Annotated in this window: 13 protein-coding genes and 2 pseudogenes; 9 read left to right on the forward strand and 6 right to left on the reverse strand. The window is 74.1% G+C overall.

The features are described from left to right. Positions 1-55 precede the first annotated feature (55 nt). The 4 genes and pseudogenes from ACSU6L_RS01225 to ACSU6L_RS01240 form a co-directional block, all read left to right on the forward strand. Complete coding sequence (locus ACSU6L_RS01225; protein ID WP_437052629.1) at positions 56-517, forward strand: MarR family transcriptional regulator; 462 nt, start codon at positions 56-58, stop codon at positions 515-517. 91 nt (positions 518-608) lie between these two features. Then, entirely contained in the window at positions 609-1,115 is a 507-nt protein-coding gene (locus ACSU6L_RS01230) for a hypothetical protein (protein ID WP_437052631.1), read from the forward strand. Positions 1,116-1,205: 90 nt separating this feature from the next. Next, a pseudogene (locus tag ACSU6L_RS01235) lies at positions 1,206-1,535 on the forward strand (MarR family transcriptional regulator); the annotation flags it as partial. Positions 1,536-1,618: 83 nt separating this feature from the next. After that, a pseudogene (locus tag ACSU6L_RS01240) lies at positions 1,619-2,140 on the forward strand (MFS transporter); the annotation flags it as partial. A gap of 121 nt (positions 2,141-2,261) precedes the next feature. Here the strand turns inward: ACSU6L_RS01240 and ACSU6L_RS01245 are convergent. Next, a complete protein-coding gene (locus ACSU6L_RS01245) occupies positions 2,262-3,470 on the reverse strand; it encodes a M20 metallopeptidase family protein (RefSeq protein WP_437052633.1) in 1,209 nt (402 codons plus the stop codon). A gap of 129 nt (positions 3,471-3,599) precedes the next feature. Between ACSU6L_RS01245 and ACSU6L_RS01250 the strand changes: the two genes are divergently transcribed. Both ACSU6L_RS01250 and ACSU6L_RS01255 read left to right on the forward strand, forming a co-directional pair. Beyond that, positions 3,600-4,217, forward strand: a complete 618-nt coding sequence (locus tag ACSU6L_RS01250; protein WP_437052635.1) for a hypothetical protein — start codon at positions 3,600-3,602, stop codon at positions 4,215-4,217. 416 nt (positions 4,218-4,633) lie between these two features. Next, positions 4,634-4,777: a hypothetical protein gene (locus tag ACSU6L_RS01255; protein ID WP_437052637.1), complete on the forward strand. Its 144-nt coding sequence runs from the start codon at positions 4,634-4,636 to the stop codon at positions 4,775-4,777. A 15-nt stretch (positions 4,778-4,792) separates the two neighbouring features. Here ACSU6L_RS01255 and ACSU6L_RS01260 read toward each other — a convergent pair whose 3' ends face one another. Next, the gene (locus tag ACSU6L_RS01260) at positions 4,793-6,097 is read right to left on the reverse strand and encodes a restriction endonuclease (RefSeq protein WP_437052639.1); all 1,305 of its coding nucleotides are present in this window, start codon (positions 6,095-6,097) and stop codon (positions 4,793-4,795) included. Between the two features lie 124 nt (positions 6,098-6,221). Continuing rightward, positions 6,222-6,590 (reverse strand): DUF6234 family protein, encoded by a 369-nt coding sequence (locus tag ACSU6L_RS01265; protein WP_437052641.1) that lies wholly within the window; start codon positions 6,588-6,590, stop codon positions 6,222-6,224. Between the two features lie 107 nt (positions 6,591-6,697). Between ACSU6L_RS01265 and ACSU6L_RS01270 the strand changes: the two genes are divergently transcribed. Together ACSU6L_RS01270 and ACSU6L_RS01275 are read left to right on the forward strand one after the other, a co-directional pair. Then, on the forward strand, positions 6,698-7,255 hold the full coding sequence (locus ACSU6L_RS01270; RefSeq protein WP_073939766.1) for a Chromate resistance protein ChrB: 558 nt from the start codon (positions 6,698-6,700) through the stop codon (positions 7,253-7,255). Next, on the forward strand, positions 7,252-8,448 hold the full coding sequence (locus tag ACSU6L_RS01275; RefSeq protein ID WP_437052643.1) for an MFS transporter: 1,197 nt from the start codon (positions 7,252-7,254) through the stop codon (positions 8,446-8,448). The genes ACSU6L_RS01270 and ACSU6L_RS01275 overlap by 4 nt, the downstream gene beginning before the upstream one ends. A gap of 23 nt (positions 8,449-8,471) precedes the next feature. Here ACSU6L_RS01275 and ACSU6L_RS01280 read toward each other — a convergent pair whose 3' ends face one another. Together ACSU6L_RS01280 and ACSU6L_RS01285 are read right to left on the reverse strand one after the other, a co-directional pair. Beyond that, positions 8,472-9,581: a hypothetical protein gene (locus ACSU6L_RS01280; RefSeq protein WP_437052645.1), complete on the reverse strand. Its 1,110-nt coding sequence runs from the start codon at positions 9,579-9,581 to the stop codon at positions 8,472-8,474. A 41-nt stretch (positions 9,582-9,622) separates the two neighbouring features. Next, positions 9,623-10,093, reverse strand: coding sequence for a Crp/Fnr family transcriptional regulator (locus ACSU6L_RS01285; protein WP_437052647.1), 471 nt, complete (start codon positions 10,091-10,093; stop codon positions 9,623-9,625). A 439-nt stretch (positions 10,094-10,532) separates the two neighbouring features. On the opposite strand from ACSU6L_RS01285, the gene ACSU6L_RS01290 reads away from it, so the two are divergent. Next, complete coding sequence (locus ACSU6L_RS01290; RefSeq protein ID WP_437052650.1) at positions 10,533-11,735, forward strand: globin domain-containing protein; 1,203 nt, start codon at positions 10,533-10,535, stop codon at positions 11,733-11,735. 235 nt (positions 11,736-11,970) lie between these two features. Here the strand turns inward: ACSU6L_RS01290 and ACSU6L_RS01295 are convergent, their stop codons facing one another. Next, the gene (locus ACSU6L_RS01295; RefSeq protein WP_437052652.1) at positions 11,971-13,692 is read right to left on the reverse strand and encodes a GAF domain-containing protein; all 1,722 of its coding nucleotides are present in this window, start codon (positions 13,690-13,692) and stop codon (positions 11,971-11,973) included. Positions 13,693-13,739: the final 47 nt, after the last annotated feature.

The raw sequence follows: 13,739 nt of genomic DNA on the forward strand, positions 1-13,739 counted from the left end.
GACTTGTGTTTCTACGGTGACGGGGCAGTCGCCACCCGGAACGAAAGGCCCCGCCATGTCGACCACACAGCTCTCCGACGCCGAACTCGCCGCGCAGCCCGCCGCGTACTGGACCGGGCTCGCCTACGAATCGCTCATCGCGTTCACCCGGGCACGGCAGGCGGAACTCGGCTACACACAGCCGCAGTTCTGGCTGCTGCGGAACCTGTCGCGCAACGACCTGTCCGCCGACGGCCAGGGCATGACCGTGCCGGAGCTGCGGCAGGCCATGGCCTCCTATCTGAGGCCCGAGGACGATCTCGCGGCCGAGGCGGAGGTGCTGCTGGAACGCGGCTGGCTGACCCGTGACACGGACGGGCGGTGGTGGCTGACCGAGGCGGGGGAAGCGGCCCGGGTCGATCTGAAGAAGCACGCCCCGGCCATCCGGGCGCGCATCCACGAGGGCGTCGACGACGCCGACTACGTCACCGCGCTGAAGGTCCTCCAGCGGATGATCCACAACACGAGCCAGGCCTGACGCCCCGACCGCCCGCACTCGGACCCGCCTCCACCACCACGGATTCGAACGTGTTCAATTGGCGCGTCGACGTGTGCGGGAGGGGTGGAGGATGGGCGGATTCAGGCCACGCGGGTGGGGTCGCGCGCTGGGCGGCGTCACGATCGCGCTGACCGTGACGGCCGGGTGCGGGCCGTACCAGTACTACGGGGGTACGGGGGTGCACGACGTCACGGAGGCGGAGGTCGCGGGGAGCTGGGTGAACGTCGAGGACACCCGGGTCACCCTCCGCCGGGACGGCACGGCCGTCGTCCGGCGGCTCGACGGCCACGACTTCGACTTCGACGACGGCTGGCGCCTGTCGGGGACCGGGACCTGGGAACTGACCGACGACAGAGAGGGCCAGGAGGTGCACCTCGCCCTGACGACCCGGTCCGGCGTCGAGACGCGCGCCGACGCCGAGGAGGCCGACGACGGCTCCGTCCGGCTCGACCCGCCCGAGACGTACGCGTGGGACCTGTACGTGGACCGCGATCGGCACGAGAAGGTGCGGCTGTTCTTCTTCTACGGCGACCCCGACGCCGGCAACTCCTACGTGCTGTCGCGCCCGCGCGGGTGAGATGACGACGGCTCTCCGACCGCACCCGCATATATTCGCCAAGATTTCTGTGCGGTCCGCGCGTGCGGGTGAGGTCAGGAGGCGCAGGAGATGGCGGGGAGGAAGGCGGCCCGGCAGGATGCCGTCGCGACGATCATCGACGACTGGGCCCGGGAGCGGCCCGAGCTGGACACCTCTCCCCTGGACGGGCTGGCCCGGCTGCACCGCACCTTCCTGCGCTACCAGACTTCGCTGACCGCCGCCATCGAGCGGCACGGCCTCGCGGTCGCCGGGTTCGACGTGCTGACCGCGCTGCGCCGGGCCGGGAAGCCGTACCGGCTGACCGCGGGACAGCTCGCCGACTCGGGGCTCATCTCCTCCGCCGGTGTCACCCTGCGGATCGACCGGCTGGAGAAGGACGGGCTGATCGTGCGGGCGCGCCGCTGCCGCCCGAACCCGAGGGCCGGCCCGGCGGGCCCGCGGCCCCGGACGCCGCCGAGCCCCGGCACTCCGGCCCGCTCGGGCTGTTCACCGGCCGCTACCGGCGCCGCACCCTGGTGGTCGGCGTCCTGTGGTTCGCCGGGTACTTCGTCGACTACGGCATCACGTCCTGGCTGCCGACCATCTACCAGAACCGCTACGACCTGTCGCTCTCCGACGCCCTGCTCTACTCCACCGTCACCTCCTGCACGGGCCTCGCGGGCTGTCTCGTCGCGGCGCTCACCGTCGACCGCCTCGGCCGCCGCCGGGTCATCACCGGCTGTCTGGGCGGCTCGGCGGCCGTGCTGCTCGTCCTGTCCTGGCTCGGCGCCGACACGCCGGTGCAGGTCCTGGTCGGAACGTCGCTCGCCGCCGCGTTCTTCTTCGGTTCCAACATCAGCCTCTACCTCTACACGCCCGAGCTGTTCCCCACCCGGATGCGGGCGCCGGGCAGCAGCGTGGGCGGCGCCCTCGACCGGGTCGGCGTGATCCTCGGCCCGATCGTCGTCGGCGCGGTCTATGCCCGCGGGCACATCGGCACCGTCTTCCTCACCCTCGCCGCCGTCTCCCTCGTCGGCGCCCTGGTCGCCGGGGCGGGCGCGGAGGAGACGGCCGGGCGGCGCCTGGGGAGGTGTCGCCGTAGGGCACGGGCCCGTGAACCCGCCCGGCACCCGGCGCGCGCGGTGCCTACCTCGACAGGTGGCGCAGCGCCACCGCCGCGTGCAGGGCGGCGCCGGCCGCCAGGGCCGGTTCGTCGAAGACCACGCGGTTGGAGTGACAGTCGGGCGCCTCCTCGGCGGAGGTGCCCGGCCGGCGTGCGCCGAGGAAGGCCATCACGCCGGGGACGCGGCGCAGGACGTACGAGAAGTCCTCCGCGCCCATGTACGGCTCCGGCAGCTCCTCGACCAGATCGGCGCCGAGCAGCGCCGCGGCGGTGTCGCGGACGGTCCCGGCGACGTCCGGGTCGTTGACGACGGGCGGATAGCCCTCGATCAGATTCACGTCGACGTCCGCCCCGTGCGCGGCGGCCACATGCCGGGCGACACGCTCGACGCCCTCGCGCACACGGCGCCGGGTCTCCGGGGTCAGGGTGCGGAAGGTGCCGTGCAGTTCGGCGGTCTCCGGGATGATGTTCGTCGTCGTCCCCGCGTGGACGGAGGCGATGGTGATCACAGCGGGGTCGAAGACGTGCACGCTGCGGGTCGCCAGCGTCTGCAGCGCCTGGACGATCTCGCAGGCCACCGGGATCGGGTCGAGGGCCGTGTGCGGCGCCGAGGCGTGGCCGGAACGGCCGCGGACGGTCAGGTGGATCTGGTCGGAGGCGGCGAAGGTCGGGCCGGGGCGCAGCCGGACGGTGCCGCTCTCGAACCGCGTGGTGACGTGCAGGGCGAACGCCGCGACGATCCCGGCGCCGTCCGGGGTCTCCAGCAGCCCCTCCTCGATCATGTACCGGGCGCCTCCGTCGGTCTCCTCCGCCGGCTGGAACATGAACAGCACCCGTCCCGCCAGCTGTGCCCGCCGCTCGGCGAGCAGCCGGGCGGCGCCGACGAGCATCGCCGTGTGCAGATCGTGGCCGCAGGCGTGCATGGCGCCGGGCACCTCGGAGGCGAACTCCAGGCCGGTGTCCTCCTGTTGGGGCAGGGCGTCCATGTCGCCGCGGAGCAGGACGGTGGGCCCGGGGCGGGCGCCCTCCAGTACGGCGGTGACCGACGTCAGCCGGTCGCCCGTGGTCACCGTCAGCCCCAGACCGCCGAGGGCGTCGAGCACCGTGCGCTGCGTCCGGGGCAGGTTCAGGCCCACTTCGGGGGCGCGGTGCAGACGGCGGCGTACGGCGACGATCTCGGGCAGCAGCGCGCGGGCGTCGTCGAGCAGGCGGTCGGGAGCGGCGTCGGTCATGCTGCCTCCTCTGGTGCGGCGAGCGCTCGGTCGGCCCGGAATGCCTGCCCACCCGGTCGGTCCTTCACGCGGCACTCCTCCTAGCATGGCCCGGTGGCCGCCGTCGGCGGCCGACAGGGGGAGGGCGTGATGGTGTACAGGCCGGTCGACGGCGAGGTGTCCGTGCATTACAGCCAGATCTACGTCGAGAGCGCCGACGAGGACTCGGTCGATCTGCACGACTGCTTCGCCGGTCAGACGTCGGGGCTGTGCGGGGCCGCGGTGCCCGGGATGCTGTTCCTGATCACCGGGCTGCACACCGGCGACGTGGGCTTCACCGTCGAGGTGCACGATCGCGCCCCCGTGGTCGACCCGGTGTGGGAGGACGTCGTCGAGGTGTCGTACCGGCCTCGTTCCGCGGACGTCTCCCTCGTCGAATGGGGCGGCGAGGCGAGTTATCCGCTCGGTCTGGAGGAGACCGACTACCGGGTGCGCTACAGCGCGCTGGGCATGGACCGGGGCAGCGAGCTGGACACCCGGATCGATGAGGCCCAGGCGGACCGCTACCTCCTCCAGTTCTGGCCGGCTACGCCCGAGCCGGACCGCGTCCTGCGGCAGACGGCGAGCGCGGCCGCCTACTGGCACGGCTTCGCCCGCGGCGTGCCCGCGTCCAGGATCGCCGAACGCGCCGAAGCAGAACGCCGGGTCCGCGCCGAGGAGAAGCGCGCCGAGCGGGAACGGCACGTCGAACTGGAACGCCGGGAGTAGGGCGGGCGGTTGCCGAGCGACACCCTGCGCGCCCTGGAGGGCGGCGCGTCGGATCTGCTCCGCTTAGACGCCGGCCTCGTCCACGCCCTGGACGCGGCCGGGCCCGAGGTGCAGCGCGCGGTCGCCCTGCTCGCCGCCCGGCGCGCGAGCGAGGCGGCCGGGCCGGCCGGCCTCAGGTGGGTCGCTCCGGCCCTCACCGCCCTCGCCGAGGAGCGGCCACTGCCGGCCCCGTTCGACGACTGGGACCGCATGCGGCAGGCCCTGTGGTCCGATCCCCAGGCCCCGGACGGTGTCGTCGGCGAGGCGATACCGCCGCCAGGGTCCGCGCGTCCTGTGCGTGGCATGGCGGTGACGGCGCGCACACGTCCCCCGCCGCACCGGCCAGGCGCTCGGAACGGCGGATCTCCCAGCCCCACATGGCTCTTCCCGCCGTGTTCCGCGCGGGCGGGCCCGAACCGCTGCGGGCCGCCGTCGACGCGGTGACCGCCGCCGTGCACGCGTACGGGGAGGACTACCCGACGCTTCTCCGGGAGGTCCGGGCCGCCCTGCCCGCCGGGTGACGCCGGACGAGCGGGCTACGCGTCGGTGCCGTGATCGGCCGGCTGGGACGCCCGGCCGTCGGCTGTCTCCAGCAGCCGCAGCGCGGGCGGGTTGATGGCTTGCGGCGCCCCCTGGTAGTCGTACTGGAAGAGGGCGATGCCGTGCTGCGAGGCCCACGCGACGGCCGGCGGGGTGTAGCCCGCCAGTGAGAAGAACAGGGCCTCCCGCTCCTTGGCGGTGGCGACGCCGTGCAGCTGCTGGACGGTCGGGCGGGTGGTGGGGCTGCCCTCCATCTTCACCTGGGCCAGGCCCCGCTCGGAGATGACGTCGATTCCCTCGTCCGCGCCGACGGGCGTGGCCACCGCGTCGGTGAAGCCCAGGTACCGCATCCAGTCGACGGCGATGAGTTCGGCGTCCCGCGCGGTGCGGATCAGCCGTGGCTCGGGCCGGCCCGCCGCAGGCGCGGCCGGTGCGGGGAGGGCCGCGGCCTCTTCCCTGGCGGCGAGGGCGGTCCGCAGCGAAGGGTTGTCGAGGAAGGAGAAGAGCACGTCCCCGACCTCCAGTCCCATGCCTTCGATCACGTCGTCGGGATCGGGGTCGTACCGGTAGGACGTGCCTCTGTCCGACACGGCCGCTCCGCGGTCGGTGAGGATCAGCAGTGCCGGGCGCTTCCCGGACCCGACGGCCGCCGAGAGGGCGACGCACAGGATGCGCTCGTCGACCGCGACATGCCGTCGAGCGAGCCGCTCCGCCTCGGCCCGGACCCGGGGGTTGCGTGCCGCGCCGGTCCCCGACAGGCAGTACGCGATCGCATCCTCCTGCGGCGCTCCCCGCTCCGGCAGGCCGTCGAGCAGCTGACGTACCGCGCGCCGCAGTGCCTTGGCCGCTCTGGCCGCCTCACGTGCGGCGGCCTCCCGCTGCTCCCTCTCGCGCTGCCGCTCGGCGAGTGCGGCCTTCCTCTCCTGGATCCTGGCCTGCCGGGCCGCTTGAGCCGTGCTCCGGGCACTGTTGCGCCGGCCCGCCGGGGTGCTGTCGAGTATCCATGCGGTGATTCCCGCGACAGCGGTGACAGCCAGTGAGATCGCCGCGACGACCTCGGAGAACAGCATCGCGACGAGCGCGACGAGGAACGCGACGATGGCCACGAGTACGAGCGACAACTCGATCCCCGCCACCCAGTTGTCCACCGGCGAGACCCGCGCCGTGCCCTTGTCACCGCCGACGGCTCGGGCGTCGCTCTCCGAGGAGCGCGAGTCCGCCGGCGCCCGGCCGGACCCGGAGCATGCCTGCCCTTTTATTTTGTGGGAGACGATGAGTCCCTTGCCCAAGGGCAGCTGCATCCGACAGACCGAACATACGCCGAGTGGCACTGCTTCCCCCCGCACCCCTGCTTCGAAAGTGAGCAGACTTTAACCGATCCGGCCGGCGCCGGCGTCACCAGAGGGCGCTTCACCAGCGATGACGCTAAGGGGACCGAGGGGCGTCGCAGAGCACGCCCGCCCGGCAGGCGTCCCGGTACGAGGACTCGTAGGCCCGTTCACCGGCGCCCTTCGCACCGAGGACGATCCCGCAGACGGCGACGGACAGCACGAGCTGGCTGATGGCGACGGTACGCGCCCGGCGGACCGCGGCCACGACGGCGAGGACCAGCGCGGCGGCCGGCACGAAAGCGGCCTTGCGCAGGTAGGGGCCGGGCCGGTCACCGTAGCTCTGCGGGTCCCACGACCAGTAGGTCGCGGCCCAGGACAGCCAGATCACGGCGAGGACCGCCAGCTCGACGGCGATCAAGGCCGTGGCGGCGCCGCGACCTGAACGTTCGGTGTCTGCACTCACCCGGCGACGGTCCTCCGGCGGGCGGGCGCTGTCATGAGTACCCGTACTCAAACCCGGTCGGCACACAATCGGATGTAACGCCTGCTACATTTCCCGATGTGCCGACTATGGAAGCGGACGTGCGCTGGCTCGTCCTCGTGATCAGGATCCCCGCCGAGCCCTCCCGTCACCGGGTGGCCGTCTGGCGGGAGCTGCGCCGCATCGGCGCCCTCTCCCTCGGGCAGGGCGTGTGGGCGGTACCCGACGTGCCGGTCTTCGCCGACGGTGTCGCCCGGGCCCTGGAGCTCACCGACAAGTCGGGCGGTCTCGCGCTCACCCTCAACGCCTCCGGCCGCGGCCCCGAGGACGCCGCCCGCTTCCAGGCGATGTTCACCGCGGCGCGCTCCGCCGACTGGTCCGAGTTCCTGGCGGACTGCGGCAAGTTCGAGGACGAGATCGCCAAGGAGATCCGCAACGCCAAGTTCACCCTCGCCGAGCTCGAGGAGGAGGAGCAGTCCCTGGAGCGGCTGCGCCGCTGGCACCGCGACCTCACCGCCCGCGACGTCTTCGGCGCGCCGGAGGCCGCCGAGGCCGCGGCTCGCCTCAAGACCTGCGTGGCCGTGTGCGAGGACTACGCCGAGCGGGTCTTCGCCGTCCTGCACGAAGCCCCGGAGGACCTCGGATGACCGCCACCGCTCCCGCGCAGGCGGCGCCCGCCCGCCGGATGTGGCCGCTGTACGCCGCCGGGTTCACGACGGCCTTCGGCGCGCACGGCATCGCCGCCAACCTCGGCGGCTTCTCCGACGACGCCGTCACCTCCCTGCTCGTCCTCGGCGGGCTCCTCGCCCTCTACGACGGCGCCGAGGTCGTCCTCAAACCGGTCTTCGGCACCCTCGCCGACCGTGTCGGGGCCAAGCCCGTCCTCGTCGGCGGCCTCGTCGCGTTCGCCGCCGCCTCCGCCCTGTACGTCATGGCCGACAGCCCCGGCTGGCTCTGGGCCGCCCGCCTCGGCCAGGGCGCCGCCGCCTCCGCGTTCTCGCCGTCCGCCTCCGCGCTCGTCGCACGTCTCAACCCGGCCGCCAAGCGCGGGCGCGCCTTCGGCAGCTACGGCTTCCACAAGTCCATCGGCTACACCCTCGGCCCCCTGCTCGGCGGGCTGCTGGTGTGGGCCGGTGGTCTGCGGCTGCTCTTCACCGTGCTCGCCGTGCTCGGTGCCGGTGTCGCGGTGTGGGCGGCGGTCGCCGTGCCGGCCGTGCCGCCGCTGCCCAAGCAGCGCCAGACGGTCCTCGACCTGGTGCGCCGGCTCTCCGACCCGGTCTTCCTAGGCCCCACGGCCGCTCTCGCCGCCGCGACCGCCGCGCTGTCCGTCGGCGTCGGCTTCCTGCCCGTCTCGGGCGCCGCCGCCGGACTCGGCACCATCGCCACCGGCGCCGCCGTCTCCCTCCTCGCGGCCACCGCCGCCTTCGTCCAGCCATACGCCGGACGCGCCCTCGACAGCGGGCGGCTGACCACCGGTACCGGTCTCGCCGCCGGCCTGGCCGTCACCGCCGCCGGCCTCGGCTGCGCCATGCTGCCCGGCATCACAGGGGTGCTCCTCGCCGCCGCCCTCATCGGCGCCGGCACCGGCCTGATCACCCCGCTCGGCTTCGCCGCACTCGCCACCCGCACGCCCGAGGAACGGATGGGGCAGACCATGGGCGCCGCCGAACTCGGCCGCGAACTCGGCGACGCCGGCGGCCCCCTCCTCGTAGCGGCGGTCGCCACCGTCGCCACCCTCACGTACGGCTACGCCGCCCTGGCCGTCCTCGTCGCCCTCGGCGCCGCGGTGGCTTTCGTACAGCGCGAGGGGGCGACGGTCGACGCCGACCGGGCCGATTAGCGCACCGCCGCCGCCCGTTCCGGTCAGTGCAGGGACCAGATGTGCATCGCGGACTCCGTGGTGGTGCACCACATGCCGTCGCCGATGGCGGTGGGGAGGCCGGACACCGGGAACGGGTAGGTGATCGGTTCGAGCGGGCGGGGCGGGTCGGTGCGGAGCAGCCAGTGCCGGCCCTCGCCCCATTCCTCGTCGGTCTCGACGGTCCCGGTGAGGACGGTGGTCTCGTCGAGGAAGCCGCCCGCCCAGTCCCACGCGAGCCAGAGCTCGTCGGCGTCCGGGTCCGCGTCGGGGTGCGGCGGGACGCTCGCCTCGGCGTCCCACCACCCCAGGGCGGAGCCGTCCTCGGTGCGCAGGACGGCGAGGCGTTCCTGGTCGTGGTCGACGGTCAGGAGCCGGTCGCCGGACGGGCTCACGTCCATCAGGACCAGGTCCTGGTCCTCGAAGTGGTCGACGGTCAGCCGCTCGCCGTCCCAGCGCCCCCAGCGCAGCGGCGCCCCGTCCTGGCCCTCCCCGATGCTCAGTCCCATCTGCGCCGGGTCCGGATGCGGCACGTGGACGCTCCCGGCGGCCGCCGACCGGGCGTCCGCCCGCGCGAGGACCCGCCCGTCACGGGCGTCCAGCACCAGCCACTCGTCCAGCGCCCCGTCGTCCGGCGTCCCGTCGTGCGGCGACCCTTCGGACAACGGCCCGCGGACATGTGCCCACACCAGGCGGCCGTCGGGCGAGAAGGCGGCGGAGCCCCGCTCGGGGTACAGGTGGTCGCGGTCGTCCGCGTACTCGTCGAAGGAGCGGTGCATCTCCCGGCACGCGCCGTACCAGCAGCCGTGCCGGACCTCCCAGCGCACCGCGCCCGTGGCATCCACGGCGCGCACCGCGTGCACGCCCGTGAAGACGGCCAGGCCGGCGTCCGGCGCCACCGCGCTCGATCCGAACCGCCGCGGCCAGGGCGCCGGGAAGCGCAGGGCATCCCCCGTCGCGCGGAAGTCGCCGTCCAGCCGCTGCACGACCAGCTCGTCGTCGCCGCGTTGCACCAGCGCGCGCCGTCCCGCCGACCTCACCAGCTCCGCCGGGGTACGGGGATTCGTGAACAGGGTCGGCAGGGTGGCGACGAGTCGGGCGGACTGGGACGGCACGTGAACTCCCCGAGTGTGGTGCGGACAGCACGCACCGTACGTCACGGCACCGACAACGACCCGCTGCCGTAGGGCGCGTACAGATCGAGCAGCCGGGTGCGGGCGGCGTACAGGCGGTGGGCGAGCACCAGGCCGACCCAGCGGGCGACCGCCTCGCCCATGCCGGGCTCGGTGCGGCACAGTGCCCGGACGGCCTCGGCGTCGAACTCCCAGGCGCGCACCGGGGTGGCCGCCTCGGCTCCCAGCTGCCACACGTGCGGCGGGTAGAGCCAGGAGCAGCCGACGAGGTCGCCGAAGCCCAGGGTCTCGATGACGGCGGGGCGCCGCCCGGGGACGTGCAGGTCGAGGGCGACCGTGCCGGTGCGGACGATCCAGAAGCGGTCGGCCCTGCCGCCCTCTTCGAACAGGCGGGCGCCCTGCGGGATGGTCACCCCGCGGGCGACGGACATCAGCGTGCCCCGGTGCTCGGTGGGCAGGGCCCGGTTCATCCGGGGTGTGGTCGTGGTGGTCATGGAACTGCGCCTCCTCGTACGGCGGCCGAAGCGTGGTCGCCCCGGCTGTACGGCACCTGAGGACAGCGTCGGGCACGGGCGCGGCGGACGGCTTGGGCCGAGCGGCCCTGTCCGGCGTGCCGGTGGGCTCTCGTCCGGGCCGCCCAGCCGACCGGGCCCGGGTGTGCGCCCGTGCTCCGCCGCGTGGTCCGGTCGGCCCCGCGGCATAGGGCCGAAGGTCCCTGCTCGCGGGGGCCGAAGGTCCCCGATGTGTGGGGCCGGTGGTCCCGAGTGCCGGGGCCGGTGGTCCCGATCCCCTGGGCTGGTGGTCCTCCGTTGCCGGTCAGCGCCCCGGAACCGGCCGGAACGCTCGGATCCGGTTGCTATACAGAGGCGGCGGACCGCTCCACCCGGCGCGGTCGCCGCCTTCTCCGTTTCCCGTCCCGTCCAGGGAGGCTTCATGCTGTCCGCAGAGTCCACCGCCGTCATACGCGCCACGCTGCCCGCCGTGGGCGGCGCGCTCGACGAGATCACCGAGCGTTTCTACGGGGACCTGTTCCGCGACCACCCCGAGCTGCTGGACGGCATGTTCAACCGGGGCAACCAGGCCGTCGGCAGCCAGCGCCGGGCCCTGGCCGGGGCGGTGGCGGGCTTCGCGACCGCGCTGCTCGCGAACCCCGACGCCCGCCCGGACGCCCTGCTGGAGCGGATCGCCCACAAGCACACCGCGGTCGGCGTCACCGAGGACCAGTACACGGTCGTGCACAAGTACCTGTTCGGCGCGATCGCCGAGGTGCTGGGCGACGCGGTGACGGCCGAGGTGGCGGCGGCCTGGGACGAGGTGTACTGGCTGATGGCCGGCGCGCTGATCGCCCTCGAGGCGCGGATCTACCAGGGCGCGGGCGTGGAGCCGGGCGACATCTGGCGGCCGTGGACCGTCGTCGAGCGCCGCGAGGAGACCGCGGACGTGGTGTCGTTCCTGCTGCGGCCCGCCGACGACGAGCCCGCGCCGCCGGCCCGCGCCGGGCAGTACGTCAGCGTCCGGGCGACCATGCCGGACGGGGTGCGCCAGCTGCGGCAGTACAGCCTGTCCGCCGACCCGGGCGGCCAGCTGCGCCGTATCACCGTCAAGCGGGTCGCGGGCGGCGAGGGCGCCCCGGACGGCGAGGTGTCGAACCTGCTGCACGGCACGGTGCGGGTCGGGGACGAGCTGACCCTCTCCGCGCCGTTCGGCGACGTGGTCCTCGACGAGACCGACAGCCCGCTCGTCCTCGTGTCGGCGGGCATCGGCTGCACTCCCCTGGTCGGGATGCTCGCCCGGCTCGCCGCGACCGGCTCGGAGCGCCCCGTCCAGGTGCTGCACGCCGACCGCTCCCCCGACGAGCACGCCCTGCGCGCCGAGACCCGCCTGCTGGCCGACCGGCTGCCGCACGCGCAGTCCGTGTTCTGGTACGAGCGCCCCGGTGCCGCCGAGCCCGACGCCCGCACCGGTCTGATGGACCTCTCCGAGGTGACGGTCCCCGCAGACGCGACCGTGTACCTGTGCGGCCCCCTGCCGTTCATGCGCGCCGTCCGTTCGCAGCTGCTGGAGCAGGGAGTCGCCCCGCAGCGCATCCGCTACGAGGTGTTCGGCCCGGACCTGTGGCAGGCGGACGCCGCCTGACCTCCGGCTGACGACGCGGACCACCGTCCGCGGCGCCAGGGGGTGTCTCGTCGATCAGGCCGGATCAGGGAGCGGCGTCTGGTGCCGTGCATCGCAAGGCGGAGGAGGGAGCCGATGCGGTGGGGGTCCCCCCTGCTCGAGGGGAGCCGGGAGCTTCGGGAATCGGCGAGTGACGACAACGCGGCGAGGCGCGGTGCCAGGCGCCGCGAGCCCGGCATGATCGGCGAGACGCCCCCTAGGGCGTGACGGGCACCCGCCAGCACAGCCGGGTGCCGCCGGACGGCGGTGTCGTCCAGGTCAGTTCGCCGCCGAGCTGGGCGGCCCGTTCCGCCATGTTGCGCAGTCCGCTGCGGCGGCCCTCGGCGGGGATGCCCACGCCGTCGTCGGAGACCTCCAGCCGCAGCTCCCGGGCGTCGGTCTCCAGGACGACGTCGGCGCGGCCCGCGCGGGCGTGGCGGGCGACGTTGGCCAGTGCCTCGGAGAGGACGGCGACGGCGTGGTCGGCGGTCTCCTTGGGCACGCGCGTGTCCAGGAGGCCGTCCATCCGCAGGCTGGGTGAGAAGCCCAGGACGGGGGCGGCCTCGCCGATCACGCGGGCCGCGCGTGCGCGCAGGCCGGTGCCGGCGCCGTTCTCGCGGGAGCGCAGACCGAAGATCGTCGTGCGGATGATCTTGATGGTCTCGTCCAGGTCGTCCACCGCGCGTGTCACCCGTTCCGCGGCCCCCGGGTGCTCGATGAAGCGGCCGGCGCTCTGCAGGGTCATGCCGGTCGCGAACAGCCGCTGGATCGCCAGGTCGTGCAGGTCGCGGGCGATCCGGTCGCGGTCCTGGAGCACGGCGATCCGCTCGGCGTCCCGGCGCCGCTCGGCCAGTTCCATGGCGACCGCGGCCTGCCCGGCGAAGGACTCCAGCGGCTCGGTCCGGTGCCGGGAGAACGCCGCCTGGCCCGCCTCGCGGACCAGCAGGACGACACCGCGTACGCCGTCGCCGCTGCCGATCGGGACCGCGACCGCCGGGCCGAGTCCGGCGAACCTCGGGGGGCCGGTCGATACGCGGTCGTCCTGGGCGATGTCCGGGGTGGTGACGGTGGCGGCGTCGGCGAAGGCCCGGCCGATGAGGCTCGCGTCCACCGGCAGCACCAGCCCCCGGTGCACCTCGGCCTCCTCGCCGAGGGCGAGTTCGACGGTGAGGCAGCCGGTGTCCTCCATGGGCACCGCGACCACCGCGAGCGCCGCCCCGGTGATCTCCCGGGCGCGTTCCGCGATGAGGCCCAGCACCTCGCTCCGGCCGCTGCCGGACATGATGCTGTGGGTGATCTCCGCGCTGGCCCGCAGCCACCGCTCCCGCAGCCGGGACTCCTCGTAGAGACGGGCGTTGTCGATGGCCACGCCGGCCGCCACGGCCAGGGTGGCCAGCACCGACTCGTCCTCCTCGTCGAACTGCGCCCCGCCCCGCTTCTCGGTCAGGTAGAGGTTGCCGAAGATCTGGTCGCGGACCCGGATGGGGACGCCGACGAAGGTGTTCATGGGCGGGTGGTGCGGCGGGAAGCCGTACGAGGCGGCGTGCTCGGACAGCTTCGCCAGCCGCAGCGGCTCGGGGTGCCGGATCAGTTCGCCGAGGATGCCGTGGCCCTCGGGGAAGTTGCCGATCTCGGCGATCTGGTCCTCGGTGACGCCGACGGTGTAGAAGTCCGACAGCCGTCTGCCGTCGGGGCCGATCACGCCGAGGGCCGCGTACCGGGCGTCCACCAGTGCCGCCGCGGCCTGCACGATGCCGCGCAGCACCTGCTGGAGGTCCAGTTCGCGCCCGACCGACAGCACCGCCTCCAGCAGGTTGTGCACACGGTCCCGGGTGCCGCGGGCGGCGTCCAGGCGTGCCTGGACCTCCTCCAGCAGTTCGTCCAGCCGAAGCTGGGGCAGCCGGATGCGTGCCTCGCCCGGCTCCGCGCCGCTCGCCACCCGTGTTCCCTCCAGGCCTCGTCTCGTGTGCGCCCTCCGCCCGGACG

Source organism: Streptomyces sp. enrichment culture (assembly GCF_964272855.1).
In the GTDB taxonomy this organism is placed as follows: domain Bacteria; phylum Actinomycetota; class Actinomycetes; order Streptomycetales; family Streptomycetaceae; genus Streptomyces.

Coding starts and splice junctions, on each gene's coding strand:
- ACSU6L_RS01275 (WP_437052643.1), top strand. CDS start 7,252: ATGACCGCCACCGCTCCCGCGCAGGCGGCGCCCGCCCGCCGGATGTGG.
- ACSU6L_RS01255 (WP_437052637.1), top strand. CDS start 4,634: ATGGCTCTTCCCGCCGTGTTCCGCGCGGGCGGGCCCGAACCGCTGCGG.
- ACSU6L_RS01230 (WP_437052631.1), top strand. CDS start 609: ATGGGCGGATTCAGGCCACGCGGGTGGGGTCGCGCGCTGGGCGGCGTC.
- ACSU6L_RS01260 (WP_437052639.1), bottom strand. CDS start 6,097: ATGCAGCTGCCCTTGGGCAAGGGACTCATCGTCTCCCACAAAATAAAA.
- ACSU6L_RS01290 (WP_437052650.1), top strand. CDS start 10,533: ATGCTGTCCGCAGAGTCCACCGCCGTCATACGCGCCACGCTGCCCGCC.
- ACSU6L_RS01270 (WP_073939766.1), top strand. CDS start 6,698: ATGGAAGCGGACGTGCGCTGGCTCGTCCTCGTGATCAGGATCCCCGCC.
- ACSU6L_RS01250 (WP_437052635.1), top strand. CDS start 3,600: ATGGTGTACAGGCCGGTCGACGGCGAGGTGTCCGTGCATTACAGCCAG.
- ACSU6L_RS01245 (WP_437052633.1), bottom strand. CDS start 3,470: ATGACCGACGCCGCTCCCGACCGCCTGCTCGACGACGCCCGCGCGCTG.
- ACSU6L_RS01285 (WP_437052647.1), bottom strand. CDS start 10,093: ATGACCACCACGACCACACCCCGGATGAACCGGGCCCTGCCCACCGAG.
- ACSU6L_RS01225 (WP_437052629.1), top strand. CDS start 56: ATGTCGACCACACAGCTCTCCGACGCCGAACTCGCCGCGCAGCCCGCC.